We start from the raw sequence: 19634 nt of genomic DNA, 5'->3' as shown, positions 1-19634 counted from the left end.
GCAGAGCCTTGGCCGAATCGCCGTCGGGTCCCCGCCACCCCTGGTACGGCCGGGAGGAATCGATGGTGAGGAACTGCCCGGCACGGAAGGTCACGTCACGCCCGGCCTGCCGCAGGCCGCCGGCGCCACCGAGGAGGAGGTGCAGCTTGAAGATCTCGGGATCCGACTGCCGGATGAGCTTGGCGGTCCGGTGCACCCGCAGCGTGTGGTGGCTCATCGTCGACAGCTGCACCGTGCCGAGATCGAACACCCGCGCCGACGCGTGGAAGCGGGCCGGATCGTCGGTGGCCAGCCACGCGTGCAGGTGCGCCTGCGACATGGTGTCGTACCAGTAGGGGAACCGATCGCTGACGGCCAGGTTCCTGGTGTTCCATTCCAGAATCTTCATGGCAGGTCCTCGGCGAGTGGTCGGTACGGACAAGGATGTGCCGTCGCCGTGTGCACGAATCGCCATGCGTCGTGCAGAGGGAGTCAAGACATCTCGCTGCGGCTCCCGGCACTCTGACTGCAGAAAGCGGATCCGCGCCGCGACGACCCTGATCACGCCTCGGAGGGAGCCCCATGGCCACACCGCGCGAGAGCACTCTCCCGCATCGAGCGCCGGCGGTCCCGTCCGGCGAAGCACGGCAGCAGCAACAGGCGCCGTGCCCCATGCTGACCGGCGCCGACGCCGGAGCCCGGCCGCTGCCGTGCCTGCTCATCGCCCCCGAGCCTCCCGTGGCCGGCCGCGGCGTCCGCACACCGCGGTGTGCCCGCACGGCGTCACCACCGCAGCCCTCGGCGGCGGACGTCCCGACCGTCGTCGCCATGTGCTGCTGATCGCCGCGCACGATCATCTCGGCGCACAGCCTAGGACATCACGACCCATGTGTCCCGGTCTGTCGGTGCGGCGCGAGGGCTCAGCGGGACAGCAGGCGCCGCAGCCGCGACCGCGGGACGGCAGGGGCGGGGGCGGACGGCCCGACCAGGCCCAGCGACTCCAGCCTGCGCTTCTTGAAGTAACGCGCCGGTCCGTGGGCGCGCACGTAGGCCGCGGCGGTCTCGCGCAGGCCGGGGTGGGCCGTGCTCTGCATGCAGTAGCCCACGGCCGCGACCAGGGCGCGCAGGTCGGCGGCGGGCGGCTCGGTGATCGTGCCGTCCGCCTCCAGCCGGGGCAGCGTCGCGTCCACGATCGTCGCCGGGATCCTGTTGCTGTTCTCGTACGGCGTGAGCCGTTCGAGCACCAGATCGGTGCCGGTGGCCGCGACGGGCAGGCCGAACAGCCGCCGCGCGGTCACCAGCGCCGTGGAGAAGCACCCGGCGACCAGTTCGGGGCGGTGCGCGGCGAAACACGCCTCGGCGGGCGTCGCCGCGGGGGCCACGAGGAGTTCGACGCCCAGCTCCGCGGCGACCGGCCGCAGCTCGCGGGCGTGCCGCCGCCCGGCGGCGGGGTGCGGTTTGAACAGCACGGTCCGGTGGCCGCGTGCCGCCACGCCGCGCAGCACGCGCTCGTGCAGCGCGGCCTCCTCGGCCGCAGTGACCAGGCCGAGCGCGGACAGGTACTGGCCGAGGATGACCGCCTCGGCGCGCGGCGCCGCCTCGGCGGCCTCCGCGACCCGGCCCGTCACCGAGGTGAACGACGCGTCCGCCAGGGCCTCGGCCGGCACGCCGTGCTCGGCCAGGAGCAGGGGTGCCAGGCCGGGGGCGAGGTCGAGGTGGAGCAGCCGGGTGATCCGGCCGGCGATCTCCTGCGGGAGCGGGTCGCGGGTCGGTCCGTAGCTCATCAGGCCGTCGGAGTAGACGGTGATCGGGCAGTCCTTGACCAGGCCCGCGAGCGTACGCGACGGGGCCACCGCGACCGACTCCAGCACCAGCTCGCCCGGCTCGCCGGTCAGCTCGCGCAGCAGGCGGCCGAGCATGGGCGTCTCGATCGAGCGCGGCTTCCAGTCCGACGGGTGCAGCGGCGCGATGATCTCGTTCCAGGACAGGACGCGGTCGAACCTGTCACGCAGCGCGGCGAACCCCGGCGCCTCGTCCGGCGCCGGGGTGATCTCGGGGATGGCCGCGTTGTTCGACACGAGCAGGACCCGGCCCCCCTCGCGGAACCGCCCCTCGTCGATCGCCGCCGCGAGCGTCATCGCGCCGAACAGCGTCGAGGCGTAGAACAGCGTGGAGTCAGGCACCCGGTCCTCCCGGTAAGTAGGGGCCGAGCAGGGCGGCCCGCCCGGGCTCCAGGCCGCCGACGGCCTCGGCGCGCGTCTCGGCCGGCAGCCGGGCGAGCGCGGCCCGCGCCCGCTCGTCGAACCGGGCGCGTACGGCGGGGGTGAACCGGCCGGCCAGCTCGACGTGGTGGGCGAGCAGCGCGCACAGGTTGCGGGCGGCCTTGGGCAGATACCGGGGCTCGGTCTCGTCGAGCACGATCTCGTAGGCGTCGAAGAAGTGGAGCTGCCGTTCGTCGCCGATCCGCGTGAGCGAGGCCGTGAGCCCCCGCCGGTAGAACACCCCGGCGAGGGAGACCACGGCGTACGACCGGGCCAGGCGGTGCAGCCGCCAGATCCACGGGCGGTCCTCGGCGGTGTGCAGCCCGGCGGGGAAGGTCAGCAGGTCGTCCAGCTCGCGCCGGTAGATCCCGGCCCACGCGTAGGGGTAGTCGACCATGGTCTTGTAATCCGCCGGCAGGATGCCGTCGCGCGGGTCCAGCACGACGCCGCGGCGTGGCTGCGGCGCCCGGTGCGTCTCCCGCCTGCGTCCCTCGACCTGCACGTGGTCCACCCGCACGAAGTCGCACCCGAGCCCGTCGATGGCGGCGACGAGCCGGGGCAGGTAACCGGGCGCGAGCCAGTCGTCGGCGTCGAGGAAGGTGACGTAGCGGCCCGCGGCGAGTTTCAGCCCGGCGTTGCGGGCGCCCGCCAGCCCCAGCGGCGCCGGGTTGCGGACGACGGTGAGCCCCGGCAGGTCGCGCCGGAAGTCCTCGACGACCTCCGGCGTCGCGTCCGCGGACCCGTCGTCCACGACGATCACCTCGGTCTGGAACTCGCTCGTCCGGTTGCGCACGAGCGAGGTGAGCGCGTCGCCGAGGTACTCCTCGCCGTCCCGGACCGGCACGACCACCGAAAGTGTGATCACGCCGTGACGCGGCGCAGGCGGGCCCGCGGGGCCTCCTCGCCCGGGTAGACGCGCTTCACGCCGTCGCCGAGGGCGGTCTCGATGATGCGGATGTCGCGGACCAGGTGCTCCAGGCCGGTGGGCTCCAGCGAGGCGGCGTGGTCGGAGCCCCACATCGCCCGGTCGAGGGTGATATGCCGCTCGACCGTCACCGCGCCCAGCGTCACGGCGGCCAGCGAGATCTGCAGCCCGCGCTCGTGCCCCGAGTAGCCGACCGGCACGCCGTACCGCTGCCGGAGCGTGGTGATCATGCGGAGGTTGGCCTCCTCGGGCGGAAGCGGGTAGGTGGAGGTGGCGTGCATCATCACCAGGCGCTCGGTGCCGAGGATCTCCACCGCCGCGTCGATCTCCTCGATCGTCGACATGCCGGTGGACAGGATGACCGGCTTGCGGGTGGCGGCCAGCGCGCGCAGCAGCTCGTGGTCGGTCACCGAGGCCGAGGCCACCTTGTGCGCGACGACGTCCATGTCCTCCAGGAACCGCACCGACGGCACGTCCCAGGGCGAGGCGAACCAGTCGATGCCGCGCTCCTCGCAGTACTTGGCGATGTGGGCGTACTCGTCCGCGCCGAACTCGGTCCGGATCTTGTACTCCATGTAGGTCATCTCGCCCCACGGCGTCTGCCGGATCTGGTCGCGCTGTTCGAGCGGCACGCAGATCTCCGGGGTCCGCTTCTGGAACTTGACGGCCTGGCAGCCGGCGTCGGCGGCCACGTCGATCAGCTTGCGGGCGATGTCGACGTCACCGTTGTGGTTGATGCCGATCTCGCCGATCACGTACACGGGCTGTCCGGGGCCGACCAGCGACCTGCCGATCCGCACCGGCCGCGGCTGCCCGAGGTGACGGGCGACGGTGACGGGCGCGGGGGCCGGCACCGTCTCCGGCACCGTCTCCGGCACCGTCTCCGGCACGGTCTCCAGCGCGGTGGCCGGGCGGGCCGCGAGCACCCGGTCGGACAGCTCGCGCACGGCCCCGGCGCCGCCGGGGGCCGACAGCACGACGCGGGCGGCGGCGCGCACCCGGGGGTGGGCGTCGGGCACCGCGACCGGCCAGCCGACGATCGCCATGCAGGACAGGTCGTTGACGTCGTTGCCCACGTACGCCACCCGCTCGGGGGCCAGGCCCTCGGCGGCCAGCCACTCGCGCAGCGCGGCGTCCTTGGCGGCGAGGCCCTGCACCACCGGCACGCCGAGCTTGGCGGCGCGGGCGGCGACGACCGGGTTGCGCTCGGTCGACAGCACGAGCACCCGCACTCCGGCCCGGCGCAGCAGCGCGATCCCCATCCCGTCGGAGCGGCTGACCGCGACCATCTCCCGGCCGTCGGAGTCGACGAACGCGCGGTCGTCGGTGTGCACGCCGTCGAAGTCGGTGACGACGGCGTCCACGTCGATCGGCAGCGGCTCGTCCACGAACGGGGCGAGCGCCCGGGCGATCTCCAGGTCCTCGGGGGTGTCGATCTCGACCGCGTGCCGGGCGGGCACCGGCTGGACCGCGACCCTGCCGGAGAAACGGTGGCCGCGCTCGCGCAGGCCCTCCGTACGCATGACGTAGAACGCGCCGGTCTCGCGGTAGTGGGGCTCGCGGTCCTGGCGGCGCGGGCGCACGGCCGGGTCGTGGTTCACCCCGTGGCCGGCGCCGGTCCAGACGAACTCGTAGGTCTCGGTGGCGGAGAAGACCGAGTCGGCCTCGCCGTCCAGCACCTTCGCGACGGCGGCGTCGAGGTCGCGGGGGTCGAGGAACGCGCTGGTGCACTGGACGAGCACGACGATCTCCGGCTCCTCGCCGGACAGCTCGGACAGCTCGGACAGGGCGTGGAGCACGGCGCTCTCGCTGGAGGCGGCCGGGCCGCTGAGCTCCGCGGGCCGGCGTACGACGCGGGCGCCGGCGGCCGCGGCCGCCCCGGCGATCCGGTCGTGGTCGGTGCTGACGATCACCTCGTCCACCAGCTCGGCGCGCAGACAGGCGTCCACGGCGCGGGCGACGAGCGGGACCCCGCCCACCTTCTCCAGGTTCTTCAGTGGGACGCCCACCGAGCCTCCACGGGCGGGGACGACGGCCAGCACTCGCACGAGTGACTCCTCTACCTGCGACATCGGGAACCCGTGTGACCCAAGGGGGCCGGGGTGTCCCGAAAACTAGCCAGCAGGTCCTTTCGTTCGGGGTTACTCGGCTGAACGACCAGGGGCGCCGTTCTTAACTTTGGGTGTCGCCGCACGCCGCGGCGGGCTCCGCCGGGGCCAGCGGCAGCGTGATCACGAACCGCACCCCGGGCTCGCCGTCCGTGACGTCCTCGACGCGGATGGACCCGCCGTGGGCCTCCACGACCTCGCGGGCGATGGCCAGGCCGAGCCCCGTGCCGCCCCGGGCGCGGCTGCGCGCCGCGTCCGTGCGGTAGAACCGCTCGAAGATCCGCTCGCGGTCCGCCTCGGGAATCGGCCGGCCGTCGTTGCGCACGTACAGGACGGCCGCGTCCTCGGTGCGCTCGACGCGTACGCACACCAGCGTCAGCGCGTGCCGCTCGGCGTTGTCGAGCAGGTTCGCCACCACCCGGGCGAGGTGGCGGCGCAGCCCCCTGACGACCACGCCGGGGGTGTTGTGGAGGTGGGTCGGCAGCCGCTCCCGCCGCCGCTCGACCTCGCAGACGACCAGGTGGGACAGGTCGACCTCCTCCCGGGCGGTCTCGGGGACCGTGGGGATCCGGGCGAGCAGGAGCAGGTCGGCGACGATCGCCTCCAGCCGCTCGGTGTCGCGCAGCGCGGCGCAGACGGCCTCGTCGGTGTCCTCGGGGTGCAGCCGCGCGCTCTCCAGCTGGGCGCGGATCCCGGCGATGGGGGTGAGCAACTCGTGTGAGGCGTCGGCGGCGAACTGCCGCTGCCGCTGGATCGACATGTCCAGCCGGGACAGCGCGTCGTTGGCCGCCTGGGCCAGCCGGGAGAACTCGTCGTCGCCGGGCGGCTCGGGCACGCGGCCGCCGGGGTTCCTGTCGGTGATCTCGGCGAGCTCCGAGCGGATCGCCTCCACCGGCCGCAGCGCGCGGCCCGTGGCCTTGTAGGCCGTCCAGCCCGCCAGCGTGGTGAGCAGCAGGGCGGCCAGGAGCAGCGCCGGCAGCGTGAAGGGGGCGTCGAGGATCGGCGGGGCCGCCCGGCCCGCGTAGACGAGGTCCGAGCCGGGGCCCGGGGACACCCGCAGCACGGTCACGTAGAGGCAGTCGCGCCCGGCGGGCGAGCAGGCGGTCGTCTGGGTGATCTCGCGGCCGGGGGCCGTGCGTAACGGGCTCAGGCGCGGCAGAGGTCTGGCGGCGGCGCTCTCGGCGACGATCCGGCCGTCCGGCCCCGTCACCTCGATCAGGTCGATGCCGTTCTCGGGCGGGATGGGGTTGCTCAGGCGTCCGTCGCGGATCTGCGCGGCGACGTGGGTGGCGGCGTCCAGGCTCCGGTCCCAGATGCGGTCCGCGACCGCGTCGCGGACGAGCACGTGCACCACGATCGCGAGCGGGATCAGCAGGATCGCCGCGGTCCCGGTGGCGATGAGTGCCAGCCGGGCTCGCAGCGACGGGGAGCGCCTGGGGAGGAGCATTACCCGAGGCTACTCATGGTCATCTTTAGGGAAACTCGCGACAGCGAAAAGCTCGTCCCAAAGTTGCTCAAAGTCTCCCAATATCCCAGTCGTGGGTCGTGCCGCCGGGCGCGTCGCCTACGCGACGTCCGGCCGTGTCATCAGCGGCGACCGCAGGTGCACCGCCAGGTCGGGGCCGGTCAGGGGCACGACGTTCCACGTCGCCAGCGCCGTGCCCGCGTCGGCGTCGACCACCAGCCGGACCCGGTGCGGGGTGGTGATGACGTAGAGGTCGGCGACGAACGTGCCGCCCTGCCAGGCGCCGGCCGCGACGACGGGGCGGCCGAGCGGTGCGCTCTCCCGCCATTCGCCGTGGCCGGCCTCGACGTCGAGGGAGGGTCCGAGCCGCAGGATCCATCCACCGTCCACGGGATCGACGGCCACCGTGGTTCCGCCGGGCAGCGCCGAATCCCCGGCCGAGGCGTCGAGTCTCGCCGTGACGGAACGCTCCGGGTCGGCGGAGCCCGGCACCGGCGCGAACGACAGCCGCCGCAGCCGCTCGGCGAGGATCTCGTCGTCCCCGGTGCTTCCCGGGAGCTCATCGCGCGCCGCCTGGTCCACGCCGGGCAGCAGGCACTCCCAGATGGGGCCGAGTATCGCCTCCCCCTGCGTCACGGCGGCGGTCACGGCGACCACGAGATCGTGCGAAGGGACGACCACGCACAGCTGGCCGAAGGCGCCCTCGCCGCGGTAGCCGTGACGGGACATCCAGAACTGGTAGCCGTACCCGCACAACGCGTCGGGGTTGTCCGACCAGCCCTCGACCTGCCGGGTGCCGATGTGCCGTCTGGTCGCGAGCTCCACCCATTCGCGCGGGACGAGCCGCCGGTCGCCCCACAGGCCTCCGCGCAGCAGCAGTTCGCCGAAGGCGGCGACGGCCTCGGTCGTGAGGTGCAGCCCGTGGAATCCGAAGGCGGCGCCGCTCGCCACCCGGTCCCATTCGGCGTGATCGACGCCCATCGGCAGGAAGAGGCGCTCGTCGAGCAGTTCGGGCAGGCCGCGGCCGGTGACCCGTTCCACCATCCGGGCCAGGACGAAGGTGGTCGCGTTGTCGTAGGCGTGCCACGTTCCCTCGGCCTCGGGAAACGGCACGCGCAGGAAGCCCTTCACCAGGTCGCCCGGTTCCAGGCGCCACGCCGCCTCGAGGCTGTCCGTACGGTGCCCGGACGTCATGGACAGCAGGTGGTGGACGGTGAGGCGGCGGCCCTGCTCGGAGAGGCCGGCCGGGACGTGCTCGGGCAGCACGTCCACCACCCGGTCGTCCAGCGAGAGCAGCCCGTCGGCGATCGCGAGCCCCACGGCGATCGAGGTGAACGACTTGGTCAGCGAGTAGAGAAGGTGCGGGCGTCCGGCCGAGTACGGCGCCCACCAGCCTTCGGCGACGACGTGACCGTGGCGTACGACCATCAGGGAGTGACACTCCACGGATCCCGCGTCGAGCCGGTCCAGCAGCGCGGAGATCGAGCGGGACGACATCCCCGAGGCGGCCGGGGCCGAGCGCGGCAGGAGGCGCTGAGAAGGCATCCGGAAACGCTAACGAAACCGCGCGAGCCCGCTCAATCGAGTTTCGGGACGTGGCGTGGAGCCGGGCGCGGGAGAGCCCGCGCCCGGTGCCACTCCTACCGCGGCTGGGTGAACACCGCCACCGTGCGGGCGGGCACGGTCAGCGTGCCGGTCGCCGGGTCCGCCGCCGCCTGCCGGACCACCGGGTCGTCCGACGCCGCCTGCACGGGGTGCAGCGCGGCCCCGGCGCCCTTCAGCGCGGGCACGACCGGTGCGGCGGTCCTCCCGGTGGCGTTGAACACCACGTAGATCGCGGTGTTCGCGGGATCGACGCCGGCGGCGTCGATCCGCATGACGATCACGCCGGGGGCGCCGGACGGCGGGAAGGAGACCCGCCTGCCGATCTCCGCGGCCGAGCCCAGCGAGAAGGCGGGGGAGGAGTAGCGGATCCGCAGGAACTCGCCGAACCTCGCCCGCGCCGCCCCGATCGCCGCGCAGTCCGGCCGCAGCGCGGGGTCGGCCAGCAGGGGCCGGGCGTACGGCCAGCGCGCCTCGTTGTCCTTCGCGGGCGGCAGGCCGCCGCCGAAGCCGTTCCCCTGGCGGCAGTCCCACAGCAGGCGGTTGAACCAGTCGCCGGAGTCGTAGGAGTTGCGGTCGAGTGACTTGGACCGCAGCCGCTCGCTGCCGGCGTGGACGAACGCCGTGCCCTGGCCGAGCAGGACCGTCGCCAGCGACAGCGACTGCATCCTGACCCGGTCGGCCATCGGGGTGTCCTTCGGCAGCTTGTAGGCGAGCGCGTCGAACAGCGTCTCGTTGTCGTGCGCGTCCACGTAGGTCACCGTGTCCGCGGGCCCGGCGGCGTACCCGGCCGGCGCGCCGTTGTAGTCGACCTCCGCGCCCTTGACCGGAGTCCCGGCCGCCCCGGTGAACGTGAAGTCGCGCAGGTTGCCCGCGAGCCCGAGCTTGACCAGGTCCTCGTAGTGCGCGAGCCGGTCCCCGGGGGCGTCGGCCAGGCCGGAGCCGAGGCCCCGGACGCCCGGGTCGGCGTCGAACGGCGTGCCGCCGCGGACGGCGTCGCGCAGCCGGTCGCTGAACGTGCCGACCCCGGTGCCCGCCATGGTGGCCTGGGTGGCCTGCTCGAACCTGGCGTCGTCGGCCACCTCGCCGAAGTTCCAGCCCTCGCCGTACAGGATGATCGACTTACCGTCCACGCCGTCCTCGCCCGGCGTGAGCGCGTCGAGGGCCTCCCGCACGGCGAGGATGTTCGCCTTGGGGTGATGACCCATCAGGTCGAACCGGAAGCCGTCGACCTTGTACTGCTTCGCCCAGGTGACGATCGAATCGACCACGAGCCGGCCCATCATGGCGTGCTCGGGGGCGGTGTTGGCGCAGCAGGTGGAGGTGGCCACCGTGCCGTCGTCCATGAGCCGGTGGTAGTAGCCCGGGACGACGCGGTCGAGCACGCTGCCGGGGTCCTGCCCCGAGGCGTGGGTGTGGTTGTAGACCACGTCCATGACCACCCGCAGGCCCGCGCCGTTGAGCCCGGCGACCATCTCGCGGAACTCCTTGATCCGCCGGTCCGGGTCGGTCGCGTACGAGCCCTCGGGCACGGTGTAGTGCAGCGGGTCGTAGCCCCAGTTGAAGGAGTCCTTCGCGGCCGTCTCCGCCACGCACGCCTGCTGCCGGTCGGAGTCCGGCGGCAGCGCGGCCAGGTCGCACCCCGGCTCTGTGCGGTCCGCCTTCCGGTCGGGCACGGTCGCGAAGTCGAAGGCCGGCAGCAGGTGGACGTGCGTGAGCCCGTCCTTCGCCAGGCTCCGCAACTCGGTCATCCCGGCGCTGCCGCCCTCGGTGAACGCCTTGTACGTGCCCCGCTCGGCCTCGGGGACCGTGCTGTCGGAGGCCGAGAAGTCGCGGACGTGCAGCTCGTAGATCGACGCCCGGTCCTGGCGCACCGCGGGGGGCTTCTTCAGTCCCGCCCATCCCTCCGGCCGCAGCGACCGGTCGTCGAGGTCGACGATCCGGCTGCGCCCCGAGCCCGCCGAGACCGACAGGCTGTAGGGGTCGGTCACCTCGTTGGTGACGATCTTCCCGGCGGCCGGGGCGTAGACGGTGACGAGGTAGGTGTAGTACCTGCCCCGCCACGACGCCGGGCCGTCGATCGACCACACGCCGGTCGCGTCGTCCCTGCGCATCCGGTGGACCGTCCTGCGATCGCCGGCCGGGCCGTCGTGGAGGGCCAGCTCGACCTTCCGCGCGGTGGGCGCCCACACCGCCAGCCGGCCGCTGCCGGTGGGGCCGAGCGGGACCTTCGCCGCCCCGGCGTACAGGTCGTCGAGCACGCCGGGGATCTGCACGCCGGTGGCGGTCAGCAGCGCGCCCGAGGGCCCGCGCTCGACGGCCACCACCTGCCCGCGCAGCGCGTCGCGCACGAGGTCCGCGTCGCGCGGGTCCACCTTCAGCGCGCCGTACGCCGCCAGATGCGGCCACGCGGCCTTCTGGGCGTCGCCGAGCGTGCCCGGCGCCAGGCGGATCAGGTGGACGTTTCCGGTCAGGCCGCCCTTCTCGTAGGCGATGCCGCCCTCGGGGGAGTAGGCCAGCGCGTAGTGGTTCGCCTCGGCGACCCCGCCCTTCCAGGCGACCGTGTCCCGGTCGATCCACTGGGCCGTGGCCTTGGACAGGTCGGCGTCCGCTCCGGTGGCCGCGGGCTGCGGCAGCAGGTATCCGTCCACACCTGACAGTTTCCACACCTCGTGGCCGGTCACGCCGAGGTCCAGCGACTGGTCGGCCTGCTGGTCCTTCTGGTCGTCCTTGTGGATGATCCACCCGAGCGTCTTCGCGCCCTCCTTGAGCGGCACCTCGAAGTACACGCCGAAGGCGTCGGCACCGGCCGGCTGCAGCGGGTCGCCCCATTCGACGGAGCCGGACGCGTCGCCCCAGAAGTGCAGGCCCCAGCCGTCGTAGTCGCCGTCCGCGCGGTGGTAGTGCAGCACCGCGACGTTCCGCGCCGCCGCCGCGCTGCCGTGGACCGCGGCCCCGCCCGAGTTCACGTACGCCTCGGGCTGCCGGGCCGGGACGAACGACTGGTCGGGCCCGGGGTCCTTCGTGTCGCCCTTGTGGATGATGTAGTTCAGCGGCGCGTCGGCGTTCTTCAGCGGCACCCGCCAGAAGGCGCCGAAGGCGTCGGTCCCGTCCGGCGGGCGCGGCGCGCCCCAGTCGGTGCCCGCGCCGTCGGCGACCGCGTCGCCCCACAGGTGCAGGCCCCAGCCGTCGTACGCGCCGTCGGGGCGGCGGTAGTGGATCGTGGCGTGGCCCTCGGCGGCGGCCCGGGAGGCGTACACGTCCGGCCTGCCCTCCACGAGCCACACCTCGCCGGTGCGGACCGGGTTGAGCATCCGGTCGCCCTGGTCCTTGGTGTCGCCCTTGTGCGTGATCAGGCCGACCTCGGTGGCGCCGGGCTTCAGCTTCAGCCAGGCGAAGCGGCCGAACGCGTCCTCGCCCGCGAAGGCGACGGGCGAGCCCCATTCGACCGTCTGGTCGACGTCGCCCCAGGCGTGCAGTCCCCAGCCGTCGTAGTCGTCCCGCTTGTAGTGGACCACCAGGTGGTCGCGCCTGACCGCGCCCGGCTCCCCGGCCGCGGGTTCCGGCCCGGCCGTCGCGGTCGCCGTGGCGCCCGCGTACCGGCCCGCCGCGTCCTTGACGACCGCCTTGTACGCGAGAGGGGTGCCCGCGGGCACGCCGGTCAGGTCGTGGAAGACGCGGAAGGTGCGCCCGCTGGGGGCGTCGTCGGTGCCGAGCACCCGCCACGGCGCGCTGCCCGCCTTGACGGCGAACGTGACCTGCGCGAACCCGGCGCCGGGCACTTCGGCGGTGATCGGCACCCGGTCGTCGGCCGCGGTCCCCCGCAGCGTCGCGCCGGGCAGCGTGAGGGAGATCTCCGGCGCCGAGGCGGGGGCGGCCAGGGTCCGGTCGGCGCGGTAGACCACGGCCGACACCGGCGGCACGGTCACCGCGAGCGTGCCGTCGGCCCCGTTGGTCAGCCGTCCTGTCCCGCCGTAGACCTGCGTGAAGGAGACGCCGGCCGAGTACGTCGGGATCCGCACGGCCCGGGCCGCCGTGCCGTTGTTGAGCGCCACCACGAACTCGACCCGCTCCTTCGCGCCGATCCGGGAGAAGGCGTACACCCCTCCGCTCGCCAGCCGCTCGATCTGCGCGCCGTCAGCCAGCGCGGGGTAGCGGTCGCGCAGCCGGGCCAGCTCGGCGATCGAGGTGTAGAGGGGGTGGGTGGTGACGAAGTTGCCGGTCGCGTGGGTGGCGGTGGTGCCGATGAGGTCGTCGTCGAGGTAGTCGGCCGTCCTGGAGGCGAACATCGGCTGCCGTGCGTCCTTGTCGCCGCCCGCGCCGGTGAAGCCCTGCTCGTCGCCGTAGTACACGACCGGCTGGCCGCGCGTCAGGTACATGAGCTGGTGGGCCAGGCGGTCGCGGGCGAGCAGCGTGGCGTCGCCGGCCGACGGGTCGTCCTGCCTGAGGAAGTAGCCGATGCGGCCCATGTCGTGGTTGCCGAGGAACGTCGGCAGCGACGAGGCGCCCGAGTCGGCGTCGGTGAAGTAGTCGTCGCCGGCGTACAGCCTGCTCAGGCTCGCGGCGTCGCCGCCGCTCACGTACGACCGGGCCGCCTCCTGGAAGCCGAAGTCCAGCGTGGCGTCGAGCGTGCCGGTGGTGGTGTAGCGGCTCGCGAACGCCGGATCGGAGCTGTAGACCTCGCCGAACATGAAGAACCTGTCGTTGCCGAGCCGTGCGGCGTAGCCGTGCAGCGCGGGCACGAACCGCTGCCAGAACTCCATGTTCACGTGCTTGGCGGTGTCGATCCGGAAGCCGTCGATGCCGGTCTCCCTGACCCACGTCGTGTAGATGTCGGTCATGCCCCGGACGACCTCGGGGCGCTCGGTCCACAGGTCGTCGAGGCCGTCGAAGTCGCCGTACTCGGAGCTCTCGCCGGAGAAGGTCGAGTTTCCCCGGTTGTGATACATGGTCGGGTCGTTCAGCCAGGACGGCACCTTCGACTTCGCCGTCACCACCGGCGTGTACGGGAACGAGCCGGCGGTGACCTTCGGGAAGTCGTCGCGCAGGGCGTAGTCGCGGTCGTCGAAGACCCGCCCGGAGGCGTCCACGTAGGGGTGCGCCGCCTTGCCGCGATAGCTGTAGGTCTTCTCCGCGTAGTCGATGAGGTCGGCCGTGTGGTTGGTGATGATGTCGAAGAACACCTTCATGCCGCGCTTGTGCGCCTCCTTGACGAGGCGTTTCATCTGCGCGTTGGTGCCGAGGTGCGGGTCGATCCTGGTGAAGTCGGTGATCCAGTAGCCGTGGTAGCCGGCGCTGGCGTTTGCCCCCGTGCCCTGCACGGGCCGGTTCTCGAACGACGGCGTGAGCCAGATGGCCGTGCTGCCCAGGCCCTTGATGTAGTCGAGCCTCCCGATCAGCCCGGCGAGGTCGCCGCCCTGGTAGAAGCCCTTGTCGGCCGGGTCGAAGCCGGTCGTCAGCCGGTCGCCGGACAGCCCTCCCCGGTCGTTGGCGGGGTCGCCGTTGGCGAACCGGTCGGTCATCGCGAAGTACAGCCGCTCGCGGGACAGGTCCGTACGGGGGGCGTCGCGGGCGAGCTCGGCGTCGGACGGCGCGCCGGCCGGGACGCCCGCCGGTGGTGCCGCCGGGGCCGGCGCGGCCAGGGCGGATGCCGCCGGGGGAGACGTCAGACAGGGGGCGATGAGCGCGGCGGCGAGTGCCACGACGGTGGACAGCGCTGTGGGCACGCGCGTACGCCGGTGCTGGGGGGTCACCATGGCCCGGAAGCTAGTGATGAGTACACATTCGTGCAAGACTTTGCTGCAACTTCCAGAAACATTGCAGCCATTCCGTGACCCACCGCCGTAACGGCGGCGAAACGTGTGTCCGACACTGTTGGTGTCGCACGAGAAGGAGGTGGTGGGGATGTTGCTGCGGCTGCGGGTCTCGCTCCCCGACCGGCCCGGGGTGCTCGGCCAGGTCGCGCGCGCTTTCGGGGTGCTGGGAGCCGACATCCTGCAGGTCACCGTGCTGGAGCGGCAGGCGGGCCGCGCGGTGGACGACTTCACCGTCTCCTGGTCGGGCGTCTTCGAGCCCGCAGAGCTGCGCGAGCGGATCGGCGTGGTCCCGGGCGCGCGAGTGGAGGCCGTGTGGCCGACCAGGGAGGTGCCCGGATCGACTCCCGACTACGATCTGCTCGGCCACGTCGCCGCGGAGCCGCATCGGGCGTACGTCACCCTCGTCGACGCGGTGCCCGACCTCGTCAGCGCCGAGTGGGCGGTGGCGGTCGACTCGGCCGACGGCACGATCGTCCACGGCAGCTGGCAGGCGCCGGAGGTCGTGCCCGCGGCCGATCTCACCCCGCTGCGCGCCTCGGCGTTCGAGGAGGGCGGGCTGCACCTGGCGAGCGTGCCGATGGACGGCGTCCACCTGGTGGTGGCGCGCGCCCAGGGGCCGGCGTTCCACCGGGCGGAGCTGGACAAGATCGTCCGCTTGGTGGGGATCGTCTCCGTGCTGGCCGGCGGCGTCAGCCGGCCGGTGTGAGGGCCCGTGTGAGAGCCGGTGTGAGCGGTGTCAGCGGCGGGGCGGGTCGATGCGCTTGCCGTCCATCGTGAACAGCATGAGCCGGGAGACGTCGACGGCGACCCGGCCGTGCTCGCCCGCGCGCCACACGGGGCGGTTGCCGAGCCTGACGATCAGGTCCGCGCGGCGGTGGGTGCCCGACTGCGACAACGGCGGCGGCGGTTCCTCCTCCGGGGGCGTGGAACCGTTCAGCAGGCGGCGCATCATCGACCGCGCCCTGCCGCCGCTCGCCGCACCGTTGAGCTGCCGGCGGTCCGGCGGCTCGGGCACCACGACGCCCGGGATCCCGGCCTCGAGGTAGGCGAGCCACTCGTGACCGTGGTACTCCAGCGTCCGCACCCGTCCGAAGAACGTCGGGCCCTCGGTCTTCTCCGGCACCGGGACCAGCCCGTCGGGGCGGATCCCCACGATGATCTGCATGCCGGTGTGCTGGGACACGGCGTACGCCCGTGGATCGGTCCATGGCATGGTCAGCTGATGTGGCCCGAAGTCGAGCATTATGTACTGATTTTGGGGCGTACGGACCGTGGCGGCGAGCAGGTTGAGCTGCTGGGAGTTGAGGAACGCGGCGGTGAACGCGGTCGCGGGGTCGTTGTAGACCTGCGCCGGGGTGCCGATGTCCTGCAGCACGCCCCGGTTCATGATGGCGATGCGGTCGGCCAGGGTGAGGGCCTCGACCTGGTCGTGCGTCACGTAGATGGTGGTCACCCCGAGGGCCCGCACGAGCGACGAGATCTCCATGCGCAACTCGGTGCGCATGCCGGCGTCCAAGTTGGACAACGGCTCGTCCATCAGGAACAGCGAGGGCTGACGCACGATCGCCCGGCCCATCGCCACGCGCTGACGCTGGCCGCCGGACAGCGTGCCCGGCCGCCGGTCCAGCGTCTCGTCGATGTGCAGCGCGCGGGAGAGCTCCACCACCCGCTGCTTGACCATCGTCGGATCCGCCTTGGCGATCTCCAGCGGGAAGGACAGGTTGCCGCGCACCGTCTTGTGGGGATACAGAGCGCCGTTCTGGAAGACCATCGCGACGTCCCGGTCCCGGGGAGCGAGGTGGTTGGCGAGCTCCCCGCCCAGCCACAGGTCGCCGGAGGTGATCTCCTCCAGGCCCGCGATCATGCGCAGCAGCGTGGACTTCCCGCAGCCCGACGGTCCGAGCAGGACGAGGAGTTCACCCTCGCCCGCGCGGAGGTTCATGCGGTCGACCGCGAGGTACCCCCCCGGGTAGATCTTCGTCACATTGTCGAGGACGACGGTGCTCATGCCAGCTCGTTCCTCCCGGGCACGCACGCCCGGATCCCCAGCCTTCGGTGTGAATGATGAGGTAGTACATCGCGTCACGGGTGCCCGTGTCCATACGTGTCGTGAAAGATCCGGCATCTACGTGCAACTTTCCGTTACTCCAGACTTTCCCCACGTTAAAGGCGGCTGTCAGGGGAGTGTCGTGACCTCCCGCACCCTCCTCTGGGGCGTGGAATGTAACGAAATTGCTGAAAGTTTCTGTAAGGCCTTTCATCCTCGTTCGTGCTCCTGTTACGTTCCGCTCAAATCCCCCTGAGCAAGGAGTGCGACGCAGATGAGGCGAGTCCTCACGTCCGCGGCGGTGGCCGCGGCGCTCGCTTTGGCGGTCACCGCCTGTGGCGACGGTTCCGGCGACGCCGGCTCGGCCCCGGCCAAGAGTGCCGCTCCCGCCGAGGTGTCCGGAACGGTCACCTGGTGGGACACCTCGGACGCCACGACCGAGGGACCGGTCTTCAAGGAGATCATCAAGGGCTTCGAGGCCAAGTACCCGAAGATCAAGGTCAACTACGTCAACGTGCCGTTCGCGGACGCGCGGGACAAGTTCAAGACCGCGGCGCAGTCCGGGTCGGGCGCCCCCGACGTGCTGCGCACCGACGTGGGCTGGGTCGCGGAGTTCGCCTCGCTCGGCTACCTCGCGCCGCTGGACGGCACCGCGGCCGTCGACAAGCCCGAGGAGTTCCTGCCGGTGCCCGCGGCCAGCGGCAAGTTCAACGGCAAGACGTACGGCGTGCCGCAGGTGACGGACACCCTCGGCCTGCTGTACAACAAGGAACTACTGAAGAAGGCGGGCTACGACGAGCCTCCGGCCACGATGGCCGACCTCAAGAAGGTGGCGCTCGACGTCAAGTCGAAGACCGGAGCCGGCGGCATCGCCCTGAACGTGGACGCCTACTTCCTGCTTCCGTTCATCTACGGCGAGGGCGGCGACTTCGTCGACGTCCAGAACAAGAAGATCACGATCTCGTCCCCGCAGAGCGTGGCGGGGGTGAAGATCGTCGAGGACCTCATCACGTCCGGGGCCGCCGTCAAGCCCGCGCTGCAGGACAGCTACACGAACGCCGAGACCGCGTTCAAGGACGGCAAGGTCGCGATGATCTTCAACGGGCCGTGGTCGAACGCCGACAACCTCGGTGGCAAGGTGTTCAAGGACAACCCGGACAACTTCGGCGTCGCCCCGGTCCCGGCCGGCTCGGCGAAGGCGGGCTCGCCGCTGGGCGGCCACGACTACACGGTCTACGCCGGCTCGCAGAACCTCGACGCGTCCTACCTGTTCGTCCAGTACATGGCGAGCGCGGAGAGCCAGGCGAAGATCGCCGGCAAGCTCGGCCTGCTGCCGACCCGCCAGCCCGCCTACAGCGCCCCCGAGGCCACCGCGAACCCGAAGATCGCGCAGTGGCAGAAGCCGATGGAGACGGCCGTCGAGCGTCCCTGGATCCCCGAGGCGGCCTCGCTGTTCCAGCCGCTGGTGGAGGGCTACCAGAAGCTCGCCGGCGGGCAGACGACGACCGAGCCCATGCTCAAGGACGTCGCCACCGCCTACCAGGGCATCCTCAAGGGCTGGAGCCTGTAGGCGATGACGGCTGACGTCGTCGTGACGAGAAGGGCCGCGCCCCGCAGTGGGGCGCGGCGCCTCCTGTCGCGTCACTGGTACGCCTGGGCGATGATCGCGCCGGTCGTCGTCGTGACGCTGGTGCTGGTCGGTTACCCGCTCGTCCGGGGGATCTACCTGTCGCTCACCGACGCGACCGAGGGCAACATGGGCCGCACGATCGGGATGAACGTCATCCCGTCCACCTATGAGTTCGTGGGCCTGAAGAACTACACCGACATCCTCACCTCGTCGGAGTTCCTCGGCCGGCTGACCTGGACGATCGTGTGGACCGTCGTGTGCGTCGCCCTGCACGTGGGGATCGGCCTCGGCCTGGCGCTGCTGCTCAACCGGCCCATGCGGCTGCGGTCGTTCTACCGGATCCTGCTCGTGCTGCCGTGGGCGGTGCCGGCCTTCGTGTCCGCGTTCATCTGGCGTTACCTGCTGAACGGCGAGTTCGGCGTGGTCAACGCAATGCTGCGGGCCGCCGGGTTCGCCGGCGTCAGCTGGCTCGACGACCCGTTCTGGGCCAAGGTCTCGGTGATCGCCTGCAACGTGTGGCTGGGCGTGCCGTTCATGATGCTCGCGCTGCTCGGCGGCCTGCAGGCCATTCCGCGCGAGCTGTACGAGGCCGCCGAGGTCGACGGCGCCTCGCCGTGGCAGCGGTTCCGCCACATCACGGTGCCGGGCCTGCGCCCGGTGTCCAGCACGGTCGTCCTGCTCGGCACGATCTGGACGTTCAACCAGTTCCCGGTCATCTACCTCCTGACCAGGGGAGGACCGGGCGGCTCCACGGAGATTCTCGTGACGTACGCCTACCGCCAGGCGTTCGAGGGCATCAGGAACTACTCGGGCTCCGCCGCCTGGGGCATGGTGATCCTCGCCCTGCTCGTGGTGCTGGCCGCGGTCTACAAGCGCGCGCTGAGGCAGCAGGGGGAGGCATGGTGAGCGCCCCGGCCCCCGCCGCCGCCCCCGCCCGCGCCGGCACGTGGAGCCGCGACAGGCGCAGCCCCGCCAAGTCGGCCGCCCTGCACCTCACGCTGATCGCCGCGAGCATCGTGTCGGTGTTCCCGGTCGCGTGGCTGGTGCTGACCTCGCTCAAGCCGCGCACGGTCATCGAGACCGCGTCGGTCGCGCCGATCGACCACCCCACGCTCGCCAACTACACGCAGGTCCTCGGGGAGACCCGGTTCCTCACCTGGGCCGCCAACGCCGTGATCGTCTCGCTGATCACGGCCGTGCTCGGCGTGCTGCTGTCGGCCACGACCGGCTACGCGGTCAGCCGCTTCCGCTTCCCCGGGTTCCGCTCGGTGATGTGGATGCTGCTGATCACGCAGATGTTCCCCGTGGCGATCCTGATCGTGCCGATCTACAACCTGATGGCCGGCCTCGGGCTGATCAACCAGTTCCCGTCCCTGGTCATCGCGTACCTCACCTCCACCGTGCCGTTCTGCGCGTGGATGATGAAGGGCTACTTCGACACCGTCCCGGTGACGATCGACGAGGCGGGCCGGGTGGACGGCCTGACCCCGTTCGGCACGTTCTGGCGGCTCATCCTGCCGCTGGCCAAGCCCGGCCTGGCCGTGGCCGCGTTCTACTCGTTCATCACCGCCTGGGCGGAGGTCGCGTACGCGACCGCGTTCATGACGGGCGACGACAAGTACACGCTCGCGGTCGGCCTGAGCCAGTTCGTCGGCCAGCACAAGGCGGAGTGGGGCCTGCTCACGGCCTCGTCGGTGCTGATCGCCATCCCGGCGGCCGCCGTCTTCCTGCTCGTCCAGCGCCACCTCGTCACCGGCCTGACGGCCGGCGCGACGAAGGCGTGACCTCATATGAGAATCGG

The 19634-nt window shown here is 72.1% G+C and carries 12 protein-coding genes; 4 read left to right on the top strand and 8 right to left on the bottom strand.

Translation table 11 applies throughout. The features are described 5' to 3' along the window. From AAH991_RS29240 to pulA, 7 genes are all read right to left on the bottom strand, one after another. A partial coding sequence (locus AAH991_RS29240; RefSeq protein WP_507185157.1) for an AraC-like ligand-binding domain-containing protein occupies positions 1–388 on the bottom strand: 388 nt, incomplete at its 3' end. Between the two features lie 511 nt (positions 389–899). Beyond that, positions 900–2162 (bottom strand): polysialyltransferase family glycosyltransferase, encoded by a 1263-nt coding sequence (locus tag AAH991_RS29235; RefSeq protein WP_346229141.1) that lies wholly within the window; start codon positions 2160–2162, stop codon positions 900–902. Then, on the bottom strand, positions 2155–3105 hold the full coding sequence (locus tag AAH991_RS29230; RefSeq protein ID WP_346229140.1) for a glycosyltransferase family 2 protein: 951 nt from the start codon (positions 3103–3105) through the stop codon (positions 2155–2157). The genes AAH991_RS29235 and AAH991_RS29230 overlap by 8 nt, the downstream gene beginning before the upstream one ends. Further along, entirely contained in the window at positions 3102–5213 is a 2112-nt protein-coding gene (locus AAH991_RS29225; protein WP_346229139.1) for an N-acetylneuraminate synthase family protein, read from the bottom strand. Before AAH991_RS29225 ends, AAH991_RS29230 begins: the two co-directional genes overlap by 4 nt. Positions 5214–5337: 124 nt before the next feature. Further along, positions 5338–6720 carry a sensor histidine kinase gene (locus tag AAH991_RS29220; RefSeq protein ID WP_346229138.1) on the bottom strand — a complete coding sequence of 461 codons (1383 nt, stop codon included), beginning with the start codon at positions 6718–6720 and terminating at the stop codon, positions 5338–5340. Positions 6721–6837: 117 nt separating this feature from the next. Continuing rightward, positions 6838–8283, bottom strand: a complete 1446-nt coding sequence (locus AAH991_RS29215) for a serine hydrolase domain-containing protein (RefSeq protein ID WP_346229137.1) — start codon at positions 8281–8283, stop codon at positions 6838–6840. A gap of 95 nt (positions 8284–8378) precedes the next feature. Further along, positions 8379–14096 carry a pullulanase-type alpha-1,6-glucosidase gene (pulA, locus tag AAH991_RS29210; RefSeq protein WP_346229136.1) on the bottom strand — a complete coding sequence of 1906 codons (5718 nt, stop codon included), beginning with the start codon at positions 14094–14096 and terminating at the stop codon, positions 8379–8381. Between the two features lie 121 nt (positions 14097–14217). Between pulA and AAH991_RS29205 the strand changes: the two genes are divergently transcribed. Then, the gene (locus AAH991_RS29205) at positions 14218–14862 is read left to right on the top strand and encodes an ACT domain-containing protein (protein WP_346229135.1); all 645 of its coding nucleotides are present in this window, start codon (positions 14218–14220) and stop codon (positions 14860–14862) included. Positions 14863–14892: 30 nt separating this feature from the next. On the opposite strand, the gene AAH991_RS29200 is transcribed toward AAH991_RS29205, so the two are convergent. After that, positions 14893–16164, bottom strand: a complete 1272-nt coding sequence (locus AAH991_RS29200) for an ABC transporter ATP-binding protein (RefSeq protein ID WP_346229134.1) — start codon at positions 16162–16164, stop codon at positions 14893–14895. Positions 16165–16477: 313 nt separating this feature from the next. On the opposite strand from AAH991_RS29200, the gene AAH991_RS29195 reads away from it, so the two are divergent. Genes AAH991_RS29195 through AAH991_RS29185 form a run of 3 tightly spaced genes read left to right on the top strand, consistent with a single transcriptional unit; the run spans position 16478 to position 19617 of the window. Further along, entirely contained in the window at positions 16478–17773 is a 1296-nt protein-coding gene (locus AAH991_RS29195) for an extracellular solute-binding protein (protein WP_346229133.1), read from the top strand. A 3-nt stretch (positions 17774–17776) separates the two neighbouring features. Further along, complete coding sequence (locus tag AAH991_RS29190) at positions 17777–18739, top strand: carbohydrate ABC transporter permease (protein WP_346229132.1); 963 nt, start codon at positions 17777–17779, stop codon at positions 18737–18739. After that, positions 18733–19617: a sugar ABC transporter permease gene (locus tag AAH991_RS29185; protein ID WP_346229131.1), complete on the top strand. Its 885-nt coding sequence runs from the start codon at positions 18733–18735 to the stop codon at positions 19615–19617. The genes AAH991_RS29190 and AAH991_RS29185 overlap by 7 nt, the downstream gene beginning before the upstream one ends. Positions 19618–19634 lie beyond the last annotated feature (17 nt).

The sequence above is a fragment of the Microbispora sp. ZYX-F-249 genome, assembly GCF_039649665.1.
GTDB lineage: Bacteria > Actinomycetota > Actinomycetes > Streptosporangiales > Streptosporangiaceae > Microbispora > Microbispora maris.
This window is presented reverse-complemented; position numbering and strand designations above follow the sequence as displayed.

Bases quoted from the DNA above. Each gene is read 5' to 3' on its own strand.
- AAH991_RS29220 (WP_346229138.1), bottom strand. From the start codon at position 6,720: ATGCTCCTCCCCAGGCGCTCCCCGTCGCTGCGAGCCCGGCTGGCACTC.
- AAH991_RS29215 (WP_346229137.1), bottom strand. From the start codon at position 8,283: ATGCCTTCTCAGCGCCTCCTGCCGCGCTCGGCCCCGGCCGCCTCGGGG.
- pulA (WP_346229136.1), bottom strand. From the start codon at position 14,096: ATGGTGACCCCCCAGCACCGGCGTACGCGCGTGCCCACAGCGCTGTCC.
- AAH991_RS29200 (WP_346229134.1), bottom strand. From the start codon at position 16,164: ATGAGCACCGTCGTCCTCGACAATGTGACGAAGATCTACCCGGGGGGG.
- AAH991_RS29195 (WP_346229133.1), top strand. From the start codon at position 16,478: ATGAGGCGAGTCCTCACGTCCGCGGCGGTGGCCGCGGCGCTCGCTTTG.
- AAH991_RS29190 (WP_346229132.1), top strand. From the start codon at position 17,777: ATGACGGCTGACGTCGTCGTGACGAGAAGGGCCGCGCCCCGCAGTGGG.
- AAH991_RS29185 (WP_346229131.1), top strand. From the start codon at position 18,733: ATGGTGAGCGCCCCGGCCCCCGCCGCCGCCCCCGCCCGCGCCGGCACG.